The following is a 14,357-nucleotide window of genomic DNA, read 5'->3' on the forward strand; positions in this document are numbered from 1 at the left end:
TTTCGCGCCCATGCTGTCGATATATCGGGCGCACGTTCTGCCAGGAGCATGCCCATGCGTCGCCTTGTCCTCGCCGCCGCCGTCCTCGCCGCCGCGCTGCCCGCCGCCGCGGAGGAGGCGCCGCGCGCCGTTCCCGGCTCCAGCGCGCAGGCGCAGCTGTCCTTCGCCCCGATCGTGCGCCGGGTCGCTCCGGCCGTGGTCAACGTCTATGCCGAGCGCGTCGAGCGCACGCGGGCCAACCCGCTGTTCGACGACCCGTTCTTCCAGCAGTTCTTCGGCGGCGGTGCCATGCCGCGGGAGCGGGTGCAGCGCTCGCTCGGCTCCGGCGTCATCGTCGAGGCCGACGGCCTCGTCGTCACCAACTACCACGTCATCGCCGAGGCGACGCAGGTCAAGGTCGCCTTGTTCGACAAGCGCGAGCTGCAGGCCGACGTGGTGCTGAAGGACCAGCGCGCCGACCTCGCCGTGCTGCGCCTCAAGAACGTCAAGGCCCCGCTCGCCACCCTGCCGCTGGCCCCGTCGGACGAGCTGCAGGTCGGCGACATGGTCCTGGCCGTCGGCGATCCCTTCGGCGTCGGCCAGACCGTCACTTCCGGCATCGTCTCGGCGCTGGCGCGCAGCCAGGTCGGCTCGTCCAACTTCCAGTCCTTCATCCAGACCGACGCGGCCATCAATCCGGGCAATTCCGGCGGCGCCCTGGTCGACATGTCCGGCCGGCTCGCCGGGATCAACACCGCCATCGTCTCGCGCTCGGGCGGCAGCATCGGCATCGGCTTCGCCATTCCCGCCGCCATGGTGCGCGTCGTCGTCGACAGCGCCAAGGCCGGCACCGGCAGGGTGATGCGGCCCTGGCTGGGCGCGACGCTGCAGGGCGTAACGCCGGAGATCGCCGAATCGCTCGGCCTGGAACGGCCGGCCGGCGCGCTGGTGGCCGAAATCGCCAAGGACGGTCCCTCGGCCAAGGGCGGACTGGAGACCGGAGACCTGATCGTCTCCATCGACGGCACGCCGATTTCCGATCCTGACGAGTTCGGCTACCGCTTCGCCACCCGTCCGCTCGGCGGCACGGCCAGGCTCGACGTGCTGCGCCGCGGCAAGGCCGTCACCGTCGACGTCGCTCTGGCCGAGGCGGCCGAGACCACGCCGCGCGACGAGACCCGGATCGACGGGCCCTCGCCGCTGGCCGGCGCCACCGTGGCCAACCTGTCGCCGGCCTTGGCCGAGGCGCTCGGCCTGGATCTGAGCGTCACGGGCGTCGTCGTCACCGCGGTCGACGAGCAGGCCACCGCCGGCCAGCTCGGCTTCCAGAAGAACGACCTGATCGTCGCGGTGAACGGCCAGGCCGTTACCGACGCCAAGACGCTGGCGCGCCTCGCCGGCCGGTCGCGTTCGCTGTGGCGCGTCACCATCAATCGCGGCGGCCGAGAGATCACGTCGGTGTTCGGGGGATGATGTGAGCGACCTTTTCGCCGCCGCCGGCCTGGATCGCGAGGCGCCGCGCCCGCTCGCCGACCGGCTGCGGCCGAAGACGCTGGCCGAGGTGGTCGGCCAGGACCATCTCGTCGGTCCGGACGGCGCCCTGACGCGGCTTCTCGATTCGGGCTCGGTCGGCAGCCTGGTGTTCTGGGGCCCGCCGGGCACCGGCAAGACCACGGTGGCGCGGCTGCTGGCCGGCGCCACCAAGCTGTCCTTCGAGCAGATCTCGGCGATCTTCACCGGCGTCGCCGACCTGAAGAAGGTGTTCGAGGCCGCACGCGCCCGCCGCATGACCGGCCGCGGCACGCTGCTGTTCGTCGACGAGATCCATCGCTTCAACCGGGCCCAGCAGGACAGCTTCCTGCCGGTGATGGAGGACGGCACCGTCACGCTGGTCGGGGCCACCACCGAGAATCCGTCCTTCGAGCTCAACGCCGCGCTTTTGTCGCGCGCCCGCGTCATGACCTTCAAGGCGCTCGACGAGGACGCGGTCTCCAGGCTCCTGGCCCATGCCGAGGCGGTGGAGGGCAGGGCGCTGCCGCTCGACGAGGAGGCCCGCGCTGTGCTGATCCGCATGGCCGACGGCGACGGCCGCGCCTCGCTGACCCTGGCCGAGGAAGCCTGGCGCGCCGCCAAGCCCGGCGAGGTCTTCTCGGCCGCCGTGCTGCAGGAGGTGCTGCAGCGCCGCGCGCCGATCTACGACAAGAGCCAGGACGGCCACTACAACCTGATCTCGGCCCTGCACAAGTCGGTCCGCGGCTCCGATCCCGACGCCGCGCTCTATTATCTCGCGCGCATGTTCGACGCCGGCGAGGATCCGCTGTTCATCGCCCGCCGCGTCGTGCGCATGGCGGTGGAGGATATCGGCATGGCCGACCCGCAGGCGCTGGTCGTCGCCAACGCCGCCAAGGACGCCTACGACTTCCTCGGCAGTCCCGAAGGCGAGCTCGCCATCGCCCAGGCGGTGATCTACGTGGCGACCGCGCCGAAATCCAACGCCGCCTACACCGCCTACAAGGCGGCGATGCGCCTCGCCAAGGAGGGCGGCTCGCTGATGCCGCCCAAGATCATCCTCAACGCCCCGACCAAGCTGATGAAGGCGGAGAGCTACGGCGCCGGCTATCGCTACGACCATGACGAGCCCGACGCCTTTTCCGGTCAGAACTATTTCCCCGACGCCCTCGGCCGCCGCCGCTTCTACGAGCCGGTCGAGCGCGGCTTCGAGCGCGAGGTCAGGAAGCGCATGGAATGGTGGGACAGGCTGCGCAAGGAGCGCGGGGACGGGTAGGGAGCGCCGGCGGCCTGTCGCCGGGCCGGCCCGGCCTTGCCGCAGGCAGCCCGCCGTCGTGACAGGATACGATCCGTGACCGTCATCCGCCCCGGCTCCCTCGCCGACATCCCGGCCCTCCAGGCTATCGAGGTCCGCTCGGCCCGGCGCTTTTTCGCCCTGGGCATGGCCGGGCTCGCCGAGGGCGACCCGTTGCCGTCGGATCTGCTGGAGGCCCGCATCCGGGCGGACCGGGTGCGGGTGGCGGCGGGGGCGGATGGTCCGGTCGGCTTCGCCGTCTTCGATCTCGTCGACGGCTGCGCCTATGTCGAGGAGCTGGACGTCGACCCCGGCCATGCCGGCCGGCGCCTCGGCGCCCGGCTGATCGACGCGGTCGAGGCGGCGGCGCGCTCGCTCGGCCTCGGGGCCCTGCTGCTCTCGACCTTCCGGGACGTGCCGTGGAACGCGCCCTATTACCGGCGCCTCGGCTTCGTCGACCTGCCCGACGAGACCCTGGCCGCGTCCCTGCTCGCCATCCGCCGCGAGCACGAGGCGCGGGGGCTCGACGAGAGCCGGCGGGTGTTCATGCGGCGGGATCTCGCGCCGCGGCCCTGAGGGGCCGCTTGGGATCGCGGCCCGCCCGGCCTATGCTGCGGGAAGGCGGATGTTCAGGCGGTGACGGCGTGACCTCGTCGGGCTTCAGGATGCGGCGCTGCCGGCTTGCCGGCGTCGAGGCCGTGGAGGCGCAGACGCGCCATGCCTTCCCGCGGCATACCCATGACCAGTACGGCGTCGGCGTCATCGATCGCGGCGCCCAGCGCTCGTCGAGCGGCCGCGGCATGGTCGAGGCCGGCCCGGGCGATGTCATCACCGTCAATCCCGGCGAGGTGCACGACGGCGCGCCGATCGGCGGGCAGGATCGCGCCTGGCGCATGCTCTATTTCGAGCCCGCCCTGGTATGGCAGGCGGCCGGCGACATCAGCGAGGGACGGGCGGCGCAGTACGAGCTGACCTGGCCGGTGGTCCGGCAGGCCGGTCTCGCCGGACGCTTCCTCGCCCTCTACGCCGCCGTCACCGCCGATGCGGACGCGGATGCCGCCGGGCTGCATCGCGAGAGCCTGCTGCTCGATCTGCTGGCCGTGGTCGCGCATGAACGGAGCCGCCTCGACGCGGCGCGGGCGGCGCCTGCCGCGATCCTGCAGGCCCGGCACCGGATCGACGACGAGCCGGCCGCCGCGGTGACGCTGGCCGACCTCGCCGCGGCGAGCGGCCTCAGCCGCTTCCAGGTCCTGCGCGGCTTCGCCGCCGCCACCGGGCTGACGCCGCACGCCTATCTCCTGCAGCGGCGGATCGGCCTCGCCCGCCGGCTGATCGCCGGCGGCGCCCGCCTCGCCGATGCCGCGGCCGCCAGCGGCTTCGCCGACCAGAGCCACATGACCCGCGCCTTCGTCCGCACCTATGGCGTGACGCCCGGCGCCTATGCCGCCGCAGCCGCCCGAGACCCCGGCTGACGCACCGGGCAGATCGGGCGAGCTGCTTCGATCAACACTCGGCTCTTGCTCCGAAGCGCTGCAATCGCGTTCAAGACCGGCGCGGCGCGATCCGCTTCAGTTCCTGCCGCGTCGCGGGTCGTCCCGGCGCGCAGCAGGGGACATCGGCATGAGCCTCGAATTCCTGATCACCGCCTTCATCATCGTCGCCTCGCCCGGCACGGGCGTGGTCTACACGCTGGCGACCGGCCTCGGCCGCGGCGCCCGCGCCAGCATGGCCGCCGCCTTCGGCTGCACGATCGGCATCGTGCCGCACCTGGCCGCGGCGATCGGTGGCCTGGCGGCGATCCTCCACGCCAGCGCGCTCGCCTTCCAGCTCTTCAAATATGCCGGCGTCGCCTATCTCCTCTTCATGGCCTGGAACGCGCTGCGCGAGGACGGAGCGCTCGACGTCAGGCCGGCCGCGGGCAACCTCTCGCTCGACGGCATCGTGGTCCGGGCCGTGCTGATCAACATCCTCAACCCGAAGCTGTCGATCTTCTTCCTGGCCTTCCTGCCGCAATTCGTCAGTCCGGCCGAGGCCCGGCCGCTGGCGCAGATGCTGCTGCTCAGCGCCGTCTTCATGGCGATGACCTTCGCCGTCTTCGCCGTCTACGGCCTGTTCGCCGCCGCCGTGCGCGACCGGGTGATCTCCCGGCCGCGTGTCCTCGCCTGGATGCGCCGTTCCTTCGCCGCCGCCTTCGTGGCTCTCGGCGCCCGGCTGGCGTTCACGGATCGCTGAGGGAAGGCGGGACGGCGGCGGGCCGCGCATCCGGTCATGAAGGGGCGGGAAGGCGGCCGGGATGACCCGGTGTCTGCGGCACGTCGTCCGCGATGTCGTAATAGTCCCCCTTCTGCGCCACGCAGATATGACGGGCGAGCCTGAGGCCGGTCGGCTCGTCCAGCGTTCCCGCCGCGATCGACAGGGTGCTGCCGCCGCGCGCCTCGAAGAACATCTGGGCCCCGCATTTGGAGCAGAAGCCGCGGCGGGCCATCGGCGAGGAGCGGTACCAGCGCAGCTTGCGTTCGCCCTCGATGACGATGTCGCCGGGCGCGCAGGCGGCGTAGGCGGCGGCATGGCTGTGCAGCCGGCGGCAGAACCGGCAGTGGCACATCCAGACGTCGCGCACCGGCCCGTCGACGGCGTAGCGCACCGATCCGCACAGGCACCCGCCGGTCAGCCGCCTGGCCTCGCGTGAAAATTCCATTGCGGCCTCCTTGCCTGCGGCCCTTGCCGGGCTCGATAAAAGGACTATATAACTGGAACTATAGTCCGGTCCATCGCTCATCGCGCGACGGACCGTGGCGGTGACAGGGAGGTTGCCATGTTCGACTGGATCAGGACGGTCCTGGACGAGGCGCGGGCGGCGCGCCGGCGTCGGGCCGATATTGCGCTTCTCGACGGGCTCAGCGACCGGACGCTGGCCGATCTCGGCATCGAACGCTGCGACATCGAGCGGACGATCGACCGGCATCGGGGGTGGCCGCGGTACGAGGCCCGCCTCGGCCCGGTGCTCGATGGCCGGTTCGCGCCCTGCGGGTGACCGGCATGGCGCAGATCGCCTTCGACGATGCGGCCCGCTGCATGGCCGAGCTCGGGCATCCGCACCGGCTGCAGATCTTCCGCCTGCTGATCCGGGCAGGGCGGGAGGGATTGTCGGTCGGCGCCGTCCAGCGGGAGCTCGGCATCCCCAAGTCGACGCTGGCGCATCACATCGCCCAGCTGGTGGCGGCCGGACTGATGACGCAGAGCCGCGAGGGCCGCATCCAGCGCTGCCGGGTCGATGCCGGCCGGGCGCGGGCCCTGGTCGCCTTCTTCGTCAACGATTGCTGCGAGGGCCTGCCCGACCTGGCCGAGCTGAAGGCCCTGGCTTCCTGAGGGCCTGGACCTCGGATCGGCGAACGTTCGATCGCGACAGCGGTGGTGTTTTGTTCTAAACCGGCGCCGATCACATCTGCTCTGCCCCGGACCCTGGAATGACCGCCACCGTCGAAACCCGTATTGTCGAAGCCGACGAGGACGGCATGCGCCTGGACCGCTGGTTCAAGGTGCATTTCCCCGACCTCGCCTTCGGCCACCTGCAGAAGCTGCTGCGCTCGGGCCAGGTGCGGGTCGACGGCGCGCGGGCCAAGACCAATGACCGCATCGCCGCCGGCCAGAGCGTGCGGGTGCCGCCGCTGCCGCGCAGCGACACGCCCGGCGCGCCGGTGCCGCAGAAGCGGACGGGGCAGGCGCAGAAGGACGCCGAGTTCCTGCGCGGGCTGATCCTGCACGAGGACCGCGACGTCCTGGTGATCAACAAGCCGCACGGCCTTGCCGTCCAGGGTGGCTCGGGCACCGAGCGCCATGTCGACGGCATGCTGGCGGCGCTGGCCGGGCCGGACGGGGAGAAGCCGCGCCTGGTGCACCGGCTCGACCGCGACACCTCCGGCGTCCTCGTCCTGGCCAAGACCCGCAAGGCGGCGGCCGATCTCGGCGCCATCTTCCGCACCCGGTCGGCCCGCAAGATCTACTGGGCCCTGGTCAAGGGCGTGCCGACGCCCAAGCAGGGCCGCATCTCGCTGTTCCTGTCCAAGCAGCTCGGCATGGACGGCGAGCGCGTGCGCGTCATGAAGCACGGCGACGAGGAGGCGGTGCACTCCGTCACCTATTACTCCCTGGTCGACCGCGCCTCGAACGCCGTCGCCTGGTTGTCGCTGAAGCCGGTCACCGGCCGCACCCATCAGCTGCGCGCCCACACCGCCCATATCGGCCACCCCATCGTCGGCGATCCCAAATATGGCGAGGGCATGGAAACCCTGCCCGAGGGGCTGCCGAAGAAGCTGCATCTGCATGCCCGCCGCATCACCCTGCCGCATCCGCGCGGCGGCACGCTCGACGTCACCGCACCGCTGCCCCCGCACATGCGCGAGAGCTTCGACCTGCTCGGCTTCGACACGTCGTCCTACGACCCGATCGTCGATGCCCCGGAAGAGTAGGAGGAACTCCTCATGACCCGGCGCCTCGTGCTCTTCGACGTCGACGGCACGCTGCTCGACAGCCAGGACATCATCCACGCCACCCTGGTCGAGACCCTGGCCCGCCACGGCCTCGAGCCGATGGACCGCGCCTTCCTGCTCGGCGGCGTCGGCCTGTCGATGCTGCCGGCCATGCGTCGGCTGCTCGGGCCCGAGGCGCCGGAGGATCTGGTCGTCGCCGCGGCGGCGACCTATCGAGAGGTGTTCTTCGCCCTGCGCTCCGACCCGGCCCATGCCGAGCCGCTGTTCCCGGGCGCGGCGGAGACCGTCGCCGCGCTCCGGGGCCGGCCCGACGTCGTGCTCGGCATCGCCACCGGCAAGGCCAGGCGCGGCATCAACCACATTCTCGACCGGTTCGGCTGGCGCGACGTCTTCGCCACGGTCCAGACCGCCGACGACGCCCCCTCCAAGCCCGATCCGGGCATGGTGCTGCAGGCGATGCGGGCCGTCGGCACCGGCCCCGGCGCCACGGTCGTGGTCGGCGACACCACCTACGACGTCGAGATGGCCCGCGCCGCCGGCGCCTTCGCCGTCGGCGTCGCCTGGGGCAACCACACGCCGGAGGCGCTCGAGCGCGCCGGCGCCCACCGGATCATCGGCCGGTTCGAGGACCTGATGCCGCTGATCGATCGTCTGACCTTGGCCGAGGCGTCATGAACGGCAAGACCCCCCTCAACGACTGGTTTCGCGACAGCTCCGGGCCCGATCCGATGCACACGGCGCAGAAAGGGCTGCGGCCCGAGCTGCCGCGGCGCTTCTACAAGGAGACGGGCGTGGTCGAGCGCGACGGCCTCCATGCCCTGGCGCTCGACGGGCGGGTGGCGCGCACGCCGGGCAAGGCCCTGCTGGCCGTGCCGCAGCGCGCCCTGGCCGAGGAACTGGCACGGGAATGGGCCATGCAGGGCGAGCGCATCGACCCCGCGGCCATGCCCGTGACGCGCATCGTCAATTCCGCCATCGACGGCGTCGCCCACGCCATGGCGGAGGTGGCGGCCGAGGTGGTGCGCTACGCCGGCTCCGACATGCTGTGCTACCGGGCCGGGGAACCGGAGATCCTTGCCCGCCGCCAGCATGAGGCCTGGACGCCGCTGCTCGACTGGATGGCGCAGCGATTCGGGGCACGGCTGACGCTGGCCGGCGGCGTGATCTTCGTGGCGCAGCCCGAGGCGGCGCTCGATGCGATCGCCCGGGCGGTCGCCCCCTTCGACGCCGTCGGCCTGGCGGCGCTCAACGTCGTCACCACCCTGACCGGATCGGCGGTCCTGGCGTTGGCGGTGGCCGACGGGCGCCTTGAGCCGGAAGCAGCCTGGGCCGCCGCCCATGTCGACGAGGATTTCCAGATCGAACTGTGGGGCGCGGACGAGGAGGCCCAGGCCCGGCGCGCCCTGCGCTGGCGCGAGATGGAGGCGGCGGCGAAGGTCCTGGCGCTGGGCGCCGCCGCGGGTGCGGCTGCCCGATAGCGGGCCCGGCCGTCCGCGGCGCGCGAAAGCGCCTGCGGCAATTTGTGACACGGCGTTTTCCCGTGCTATCGAGCGGGGACAACAAGCACAACAGCCCGCCGCATGAAGCACATCCTCGAAGAACTGGACTCCCGCCGCGCCAAGGCGCTCCTGGGCGGCGGCGAGAAGCGCATCGCCGCCCAGCATGCCAAGGGCAAGCTCACCGCCCGGGAACGGATCGAGCTCCTGCTCGATGCCGGCTCCTTCGAGGAGTTCGACGCCTTCGTCGAGCATCGCGCCGTCGACTTCGGCATGGCCAAGACCCGGATCGCCGGCGACGGCGTCGTCACCGGCTGGGGCACGGTGAACGGGCGCAAGGTGTTCCTGTTCGCCAAGGACTTCACCGTGTTCGGCGGCTCGCTGTCGGAGACCCACGCCGCCAAGATCAACAAGATCCAGGACATGGCGCTGAAGAACCGCGCCCCGATCATCGGCCTGTTCGATGCCGGCGGCGCCCGCATCCAGGAGGGCGTGGCCGCCCTCGGCGGCTATGGCGAGGTGTTCCGGCGCAACGTCGTCGCCTCGGGCGTCATCCCGCAGATCTCGCTGATCATGGGGCCCTGCGCCGGCGGCGACGTCTACTCGCCGGCCATGACCGACTTCATCTTCATGGTGAAGGACACCAGCTACATGTTCGTCACCGGCCCGGACGTGGTGAAGACGGTGACGAACGAGACGGTGACGGCCGAGGAACTCGGCGGCGCCTCCGTGCACGCGGTCCGCTCCTCGGTGGCCGACGGCGCCTATGAGAACGACGTCGAGGCGCTCCTGCAGATGCGCCGCTTCATCGATTTCCTGCCGGCCAACAATGCCTCTGGCGTGCCGGAGATCCCCTCCTTCGACGACGCCGAGCGGGTCGAGCCCTCGCTCGACACCCTGGTGCCGGACAACGCCAACAAGCCCTATGACGTCAAGGAGCTGGTGCGCAAGCTGGTCGACGAGGGTGACTTCTTCGAGCTGCAGGCCGCCTTCGCCCGCAACATCGTCATCGGCTTCGGCCGCATCGAGGGCCGCACCGTCGGCATCGTCGCCAACCAGCCGCTGGTGCTGGCGGGCGTGCTCGACAGCGACGCCTCGCGCAAGGCCGCGCGCTTCGTGCGCTTCTGCGACGCCTTCGAGATCCCGATCGTCACCCTGGTCGACGTGCCGGGCTTCCTGCCGGGCACGGCGCAGGAATATGGCGGCCTGATCAAGCACGGCGCCAAGCTGCTCTTCGCCTATTCCCAGGCGACCGTGCCGCTGGTCACCATTATCGTCCGCAAGGCCTTCGGCGGGGCCTACGACGTCATGGCGTCCAAGCATGTCGGGGCCGACGTCAACTATGCCTGGCCGACGGCGCAGATCGCGGTGATGGGTGCCAAGGGAGCGGTCGAGATCATCTTCCGGCAGGACATGGGCGCGCCGGAGACCATCGCCGAGCACGTCAAGCGCTACGAGGACCGCTTCCTCTCGCCCTTCGTCGCGGCCGAGCGCGGCTATATCGACGAGGTGATCGAGCCCTCGCAGACCAGGCGGCGGGTCGCCCGGGCGCTCGCCATGCTGCGCACCAAGGCCGTCGAGGCCCCGCGCAAGAAGCACGACAACATCCCGCTGTAAGAAAGATCGGCCGGCGGCGGGGATCGCCGCTCGGGTGCCTCAGCGCCGGGTCCGTATCTCCCCGGCGGGTTCACCGAGGCGCGGGCGCGTGCCGCCGGGAAGCTCGTAGTAGCCGCGCGACGGCGAGGACAGGCGGCCGCTCTTGACCATGCGGTGCAGGCGCACCGACAGGCTGGCCTTGGTGATCGGATAATCGTTGAGATCTTGCAGCCGTTCGTGGATGGCTGAAAGATTCATCCCGGACTCGTTTTCCTTCACGATGTCCAGGATCGACCATTCGATGTCCGGCAGCCGCTCGCGGGGAACATCGGGAGGAGCGGCGGTGCTGGCGACGATATGCGGCCGCATACCCGTGGCCGGCTGCTGGCGCGGCAGGCCGTCGGGCGCCAGGATCTGCAGGACATCGTCGCGCAGCCGCGCCGCGAACTCGGCGTCGACGTCCTGCAAGCCTCTGATGATCAGGGATATTTTCCAGGCCAGGGTCCGAGCTTCGCCCGCGCTGGTCTGCGCGGCCCGCTCGAAGCCATCCTCAATCGTTGCGCTCATGCCGGACTCCAATCCGCCGGACCAGGTCACCGGGAACCGCGGAACCAGATTACGGCAGGTCCGGCCTTTCTTACAAGAAACTTGAGCAGCCGTCGCAGCGTTGAAAGATCGTTAACCATGTTGACGGGTGAAATATGATGTAATATTTGTAATTTAGCCCGCCGCGACAAGTCGGCCATCGCGCTGCCGACGGGCTGAATCGGGGGGACTCATGGCAACCATCACGGTGCTTGGCCTGGCGTTGGCCGCGGCTCTCTTCGGCCTGTGGAAGCTGCTGACGCCATGGAAAGTCCGCGCCAGGACCAGAATCGACCGGGTCGCCAACGGATTCCGCGTCGTCGATATCGGCATCTGCGCCGAGAAGGCCGCGCTTGCCGGAACGCCCCGGGCCGATGCCCGTGCCTATGAGGTGGCGTTCTATTTCACGATCAAGCGCCGTTCGGGCGCCGGCATGTAAGATGAGGCGGAGACGGGGCTCGCCGCCGTCCCGGGCGGAGCCGGGACGGAGCGAGCCCTGCCTCGCCCTCAACGGGCGGCCAGGGCCTGCAGCCAGGCGCTCGACCGGGCGAGATCGGCCTGGGTCAGGCCGTGCCCGGCCGGCAGGACCTGGTGCGTCACCGCGGCGCCGGCGCCGGAGAGGATCGCCGCCAGTCGGCCGGCATTCGCGGCCGGGATGATCGGGTCGGCCGAGCCGGACAGGATCAGCACCGGCTTGCCGGCGAGATCCGGGGCATGGTCCGGCTCGAACGGCACCATGGCCCGCAGCAGGATGGCGCCGGCCAGGCTTTCCGGTCGCGACAGCAGGAGCGAGGCGGCGATGTTGGCGCCGTTCGAGAAGCCGAGCGCCACCGGCGCTGGCAGGCCGTAGGCCTCGCGCGCCTCGGCGATGAAGTCGGCCAGGGCCTGCGTCCGCGCCTTGAGGTCGGCGATGTCGAACACGCCTTCGGCCAGGCGGCGAAAGAAGCGGTTGGCGCCGCCTTCGCGCACCTGCCCGCGCGGCGACAGCAGCGCCGCGCCGGGGGCGATCGCCTGGCCGAGCGGGACGAGGTCGGCCTCGTCGCCGCCGGTGCCGTGCAGCAGCAGCAGCGGACGGGCGCGATCCCCGTCGACGAAGCGGTGGATGTGGGAGAGGGCGATGGGGGCGAGGCTGGTCATGACGGTCCTGTCGTCCTGAGAGGGGATGGGCCGGTGCGGGACGCGGTGCCCGCACCGGTGGGCAGATCAGTCGAGCGGCGGCAGCGCCGCCGCGATCTCCTGGCGATGCGCCTCGAACTGCGACGGCAGCTTCAGGGCCCCGCCGAGCGTCTCGAGGCTCTCGTCGACCGTGAAGCCGGGGTCGTCGGTGGCGATCTCGAAGATCACGCCGCCCGGCTCGCGGAAGTAGACGGACCGGAAATAGGTGCGGTCCTTCTGCTCCGTCGCCCGGCCGCCGATCCCGTCGAGGGTCTCGACCATGGCCGCCTGCGCCGCGTCGTCGGCGGCGCGGAAGGCAATGTGGTGGATCGTGCCGGTGCCCATGCGTCCGCCGAAGAAGCCGGGCGCATGGCGCAGGTCGACGATCGTCCCCAGGGCATCGCCCGGCGCGGCGAAGCGGGTGCGCGTTCCCGCCGTGCCGGCCTCCTCATAGCCGAGCACCTCGCGCAACACCGCCGCCGTGCCCTCGGTCTCGGCCAGCCACAGCGTCACGCCGTGGAAGCCGCGCACCGCATGCTCGGCCGGCACCGCGCCGCCCGTCCAGCCGCCGGGGCCGTCCGCCGCGGCGGTGGCGACCAGTTCCAGGCGGATGCCATCCGGATCCTTGAAGCCGAGCACGGTCTCGCCGAAGCGCTGCTCCGGCGCATCGAAGGCGATGCCGCGCTCGACCAGGCGTTGCGTCCACCAGCCGAGCGAGGCGCGCGGGATGCGGAAGGCGATCTCCACCGCCTGGCCGAGGCCGATGCGGCCGGGATTGGCGCCCTCCCAGGCGAAGAAGGTCAGGATCGTGCCGGGCCGGCCGTCCGTGTCGCCGAAATAGAGATGGTGCGCGCCGGGATCGTCGAAATTGACGGTCCGCTTCACCAGGCGAAGGCCGAGCAGGTCCGTGTAGAACTGAAGATTGCGCCTGACGTCGCGCGTGATCGCGGTGATGTGGTGGAGGCCGGCGCTGGCGACGGCCTTGCGCGGCGAAACGATGGCGGCTTCGTGGGCGACGGTGGTCATTTTGTCCTCCGGGCTGGAAATTCCCTCAGTGGCGACAAATGACCGCCGCACTGCCGCCCGAAAAGGCGTGCAAGTCTGGCTTGCATCGGCGCAAGGCGCGCGGCCGGGATCGGGATGTGACGTTCGACACATCCTCTTAACCCCAACGCGCGTTAGGGTTTGCACGTTAACGTGGCCTTGGGTTGCGTGGATCGAGAGTTAACGCGTCAAGCAAACAAAGACGTGGCCAAGAAGACAAGGTCATGGAGGCGTCGAATATGTCGAGCGAAACCGTTCCCGCGATCATCCGATCCATCGTCGAAGACAAGGCTGTCGAGAAGGACGAGATCGTCACCCTGCGCCGTTGGTTCTATGGCGACGGCGTCATCCATCAGGAAGACGCGGAAGCGCTGTTCCAGGCCAATGCCGCGCTTGGCGGCCGCTATGCCGAATTCAACCGCCTGTTCGTCGAGGCGCTGACCGATTTCATCGTCTATCAGCAGATGCCGACCGGCCGCATCACCGCCGAGAAGGCCAACTGGCTGATGCAGCGGATGGGCGGGCCGGAGGCCTGCGTCGAGACCGCGACCGAGCTCGAGCTCCTGGTCAACATTATGGAAGAGGCGCACGAGATCCCCAACAGCCTGGCGGCCTTCGCGCTGGCGCAGGTCAAGCACGCCGCCATCACCGGCGAGGGGCCGGCCGCCCGCGGCCGCGTGCATTTCTCCCGCACCGTCGACGCCGCCGACGTCGAACTGCTCAGCCGCATGCTCTCCCACGCCGGCGCCGCCATCTCGCGGGCCGAGGCCGAGATCCTGTTCGACATCGCCGACGCCTGCACCAGCCCCGCCAATGACGACGCCTGGTCGCAGCTCTTCGTCCGCGCCATCGCCAACCATCTGCTCGGCGCCGCTGCGCCGCTGAAGCGTCCCGTCGGCCTCGAGACCGTCGCCGCGCCCGTCTTCGGGCCGGAGGGCGACTGGTCGAGCCTGGTGACGCAGATCGATCCGGCCGGCGCCAACTGGCTGCAGTCGCGCATCCACCGAGACGGCCAGATCAGCGACGCCGAGCGGGCGCTGCTGGCCTTCGTCGACGGCCCCCAGGACGATCCCGCCGCCCGCGCCGCCATCGTGCGCATGGCCTGACGCCTTCCCCCTTCCTCCAAGCACCTTGCGGCCGGCTTGCCCGGCCGTTTTCTTGTCTGCGCCTGCTCCCGGGGCGGTCTGTCGGACGGGGCTATGCGGGCAC

The 14,357-nt window shown here is 70.7% G+C and carries 17 protein-coding genes; 13 read left to right on the forward strand and 4 right to left on the reverse strand.

Annotation, left to right across the window (positions count from 1 at the left end; genetic code table 11):
• Positions 1–48: 48 nt before the first annotated feature.
• From AC27L4_RS22975 to AC27L4_RS22995, 5 genes are all read left to right on the forward strand, one after another.
• Positions 49–1,452, forward strand: a complete 1,404-nt coding sequence (locus AC27L4_RS22975) for a Do family serine endopeptidase (protein ID WP_487144694.1) — start codon at positions 49–51, stop codon at positions 1,450–1,452.
• Between the two features lies 1 nt (position 1,453).
• Positions 1,454–2,764 (forward strand): replication-associated recombination protein A, encoded by a 1,311-nt coding sequence (locus tag AC27L4_RS22980; protein WP_487144695.1) that lies wholly within the window; start codon positions 1,454–1,456, stop codon positions 2,762–2,764.
• 75 nt (positions 2,765–2,839) lie between these two features.
• A complete protein-coding gene (locus AC27L4_RS22985) occupies positions 2,840–3,358 on the forward strand; it encodes a GNAT family N-acetyltransferase (RefSeq protein WP_487144696.1) in 519 nt (172 codons plus the stop codon).
• A 68-nt stretch (positions 3,359–3,426) separates the two neighbouring features.
• Positions 3,427–4,254, forward strand: a complete 828-nt coding sequence (locus tag AC27L4_RS22990; RefSeq protein ID WP_487144697.1) for an AraC family transcriptional regulator — start codon at positions 3,427–3,429, stop codon at positions 4,252–4,254.
• 148 nt (positions 4,255–4,402) lie between these two features.
• Positions 4,403–5,014, forward strand: coding sequence for a LysE family translocator (locus AC27L4_RS22995; RefSeq protein WP_487144698.1), 612 nt, complete (start codon positions 4,403–4,405; stop codon positions 5,012–5,014).
• 34 nt (positions 5,015–5,048) lie between these two features.
• Here the strand turns inward: AC27L4_RS22995 and AC27L4_RS23000 are convergent, their stop codons facing one another.
• On the reverse strand, positions 5,049–5,480 hold the full coding sequence (locus AC27L4_RS23000) for a GFA family protein (protein WP_487144699.1): 432 nt from the start codon (positions 5,478–5,480) through the stop codon (positions 5,049–5,051).
• A 117-nt stretch (positions 5,481–5,597) separates the two neighbouring features.
• Here AC27L4_RS23000 and AC27L4_RS23005 point away from each other — a divergent pair, with 117 nt between their 5' ends.
• From AC27L4_RS23005 to AC27L4_RS23030, 6 genes are all read left to right on the forward strand, one after another.
• Positions 5,598–5,816 carry a YjiS-like domain-containing protein gene (locus tag AC27L4_RS23005; protein WP_487144700.1) on the forward strand — a complete coding sequence of 73 codons (219 nt, stop codon included), beginning with the start codon at positions 5,598–5,600 and terminating at the stop codon, positions 5,814–5,816.
• Between the two features lie 5 nt (positions 5,817–5,821).
• Positions 5,822–6,151: an ArsR/SmtB family transcription factor gene (locus AC27L4_RS23010; RefSeq protein ID WP_487144701.1), complete on the forward strand. Its 330-nt coding sequence runs from the start codon at positions 5,822–5,824 to the stop codon at positions 6,149–6,151.
• 98 nt (positions 6,152–6,249) lie between these two features.
• Positions 6,250–7,251, forward strand: coding sequence for an RluA family pseudouridine synthase (locus AC27L4_RS23015; protein ID WP_487144702.1), 1,002 nt, complete (start codon positions 6,250–6,252; stop codon positions 7,249–7,251).
• Positions 7,252–7,263: 12 nt separating this feature from the next.
• Positions 7,264–7,947, forward strand: a complete 684-nt coding sequence (locus AC27L4_RS23020) for an HAD-IA family hydrolase (protein WP_487144703.1) — start codon at positions 7,264–7,266, stop codon at positions 7,945–7,947.
• A complete protein-coding gene (locus tag AC27L4_RS23025; protein WP_487144704.1) occupies positions 7,944–8,750 on the forward strand; it encodes an ATP12 family chaperone protein in 807 nt (268 codons plus the stop codon). The genes AC27L4_RS23020 and AC27L4_RS23025 overlap by 4 nt, the downstream gene beginning before the upstream one ends.
• A 102-nt stretch (positions 8,751–8,852) precedes the next feature.
• Positions 8,853–10,385 carry an acyl-CoA carboxylase subunit beta gene (locus AC27L4_RS23030; protein ID WP_487144705.1) on the forward strand — a complete coding sequence of 511 codons (1,533 nt, stop codon included), beginning with the start codon at positions 8,853–8,855 and terminating at the stop codon, positions 10,383–10,385.
• A gap of 39 nt (positions 10,386–10,424) precedes the next feature.
• Here AC27L4_RS23030 and AC27L4_RS23035 read toward each other — a convergent pair whose 3' ends face one another.
• Positions 10,425–10,931 carry a hypothetical protein gene (locus tag AC27L4_RS23035; protein ID WP_487144706.1) on the reverse strand — a complete coding sequence of 169 codons (507 nt, stop codon included), beginning with the start codon at positions 10,929–10,931 and terminating at the stop codon, positions 10,425–10,427.
• A 211-nt stretch (positions 10,932–11,142) separates the two neighbouring features.
• On the opposite strand from AC27L4_RS23035, the gene AC27L4_RS23040 reads away from it, so the two are divergent.
• The gene (locus tag AC27L4_RS23040; protein ID WP_487144707.1) at positions 11,143–11,388 is read left to right on the forward strand and encodes a hypothetical protein; all 246 of its coding nucleotides are present in this window, start codon (positions 11,143–11,145) and stop codon (positions 11,386–11,388) included.
• A gap of 68 nt (positions 11,389–11,456) precedes the next feature.
• On the opposite strand, the gene AC27L4_RS23045 is transcribed toward AC27L4_RS23040, so the two are convergent.
• Both AC27L4_RS23045 and AC27L4_RS23050 read right to left on the reverse strand, forming a co-directional pair.
• Positions 11,457–12,086, reverse strand: coding sequence for an alpha/beta hydrolase (locus AC27L4_RS23045; RefSeq protein WP_487144708.1), 630 nt, complete (start codon positions 12,084–12,086; stop codon positions 11,457–11,459).
• A 66-nt stretch (positions 12,087–12,152) separates the two neighbouring features.
• Positions 12,153–13,130: a ring-cleaving dioxygenase gene (locus AC27L4_RS23050; protein ID WP_487144709.1), complete on the reverse strand. Its 978-nt coding sequence runs from the start codon at positions 13,128–13,130 to the stop codon at positions 12,153–12,155.
• A 257-nt stretch (positions 13,131–13,387) separates the two neighbouring features.
• On the opposite strand from AC27L4_RS23050, the gene AC27L4_RS23055 reads away from it, so the two are divergent.
• The gene (locus AC27L4_RS23055; protein ID WP_487144710.1) at positions 13,388–14,254 is read left to right on the forward strand and encodes a hypothetical protein; all 867 of its coding nucleotides are present in this window, start codon (positions 13,388–13,390) and stop codon (positions 14,252–14,254) included.
• Positions 14,255–14,357: the final 103 nt, after the last annotated feature.

This window comes from Labrys sp. Lb11 (assembly GCF_057554225.1).

Excerpts from the sequence above, each read along its gene's own strand:
- AC27L4_RS22975 (WP_487144694.1), top strand. The coding sequence starts at position 49 with ATGCCCATGCGTCGCCTTGTCCTCGCCGCCGCCGTCCTCGCCGCCGCG.
- AC27L4_RS22995 (WP_487144698.1), top strand. The coding sequence starts at position 4,403 with ATGAGCCTCGAATTCCTGATCACCGCCTTCATCATCGTCGCCTCGCCC.
- AC27L4_RS23000 (WP_487144699.1), bottom strand. The coding sequence starts at position 5,480 with ATGGAATTTTCACGCGAGGCCAGGCGGCTGACCGGCGGGTGCCTGTGC.
- AC27L4_RS23005 (WP_487144700.1), top strand. The coding sequence starts at position 5,598 with ATGTTCGACTGGATCAGGACGGTCCTGGACGAGGCGCGGGCGGCGCGC.
- AC27L4_RS23010 (WP_487144701.1), top strand. The coding sequence starts at position 5,822 with ATGGCGCAGATCGCCTTCGACGATGCGGCCCGCTGCATGGCCGAGCTC.
- AC27L4_RS23015 (WP_487144702.1), top strand. The coding sequence starts at position 6,250 with ATGACCGCCACCGTCGAAACCCGTATTGTCGAAGCCGACGAGGACGGC.
- AC27L4_RS23020 (WP_487144703.1), top strand. The coding sequence starts at position 7,264 with ATGACCCGGCGCCTCGTGCTCTTCGACGTCGACGGCACGCTGCTCGAC.
- AC27L4_RS23025 (WP_487144704.1), top strand. The coding sequence starts at position 7,944 with ATGAACGGCAAGACCCCCCTCAACGACTGGTTTCGCGACAGCTCCGGG.
- AC27L4_RS23030 (WP_487144705.1), top strand. The coding sequence starts at position 8,853 with ATGAAGCACATCCTCGAAGAACTGGACTCCCGCCGCGCCAAGGCGCTC.
- AC27L4_RS23035 (WP_487144706.1), bottom strand. The coding sequence starts at position 10,931 with ATGAGCGCAACGATTGAGGATGGCTTCGAGCGGGCCGCGCAGACCAGC.
- AC27L4_RS23040 (WP_487144707.1), top strand. The coding sequence starts at position 11,143 with ATGGCAACCATCACGGTGCTTGGCCTGGCGTTGGCCGCGGCTCTCTTC.
- AC27L4_RS23045 (WP_487144708.1), bottom strand. The coding sequence starts at position 12,086 with ATGACCAGCCTCGCCCCCATCGCCCTCTCCCACATCCACCGCTTCGTC.
- AC27L4_RS23050 (WP_487144709.1), bottom strand. The coding sequence starts at position 13,130 with ATGACCACCGTCGCCCACGAAGCCGCCATCGTTTCGCCGCGCAAGGCC.
- AC27L4_RS23055 (WP_487144710.1), top strand. The coding sequence starts at position 13,388 with ATGTCGAGCGAAACCGTTCCCGCGATCATCCGATCCATCGTCGAAGAC.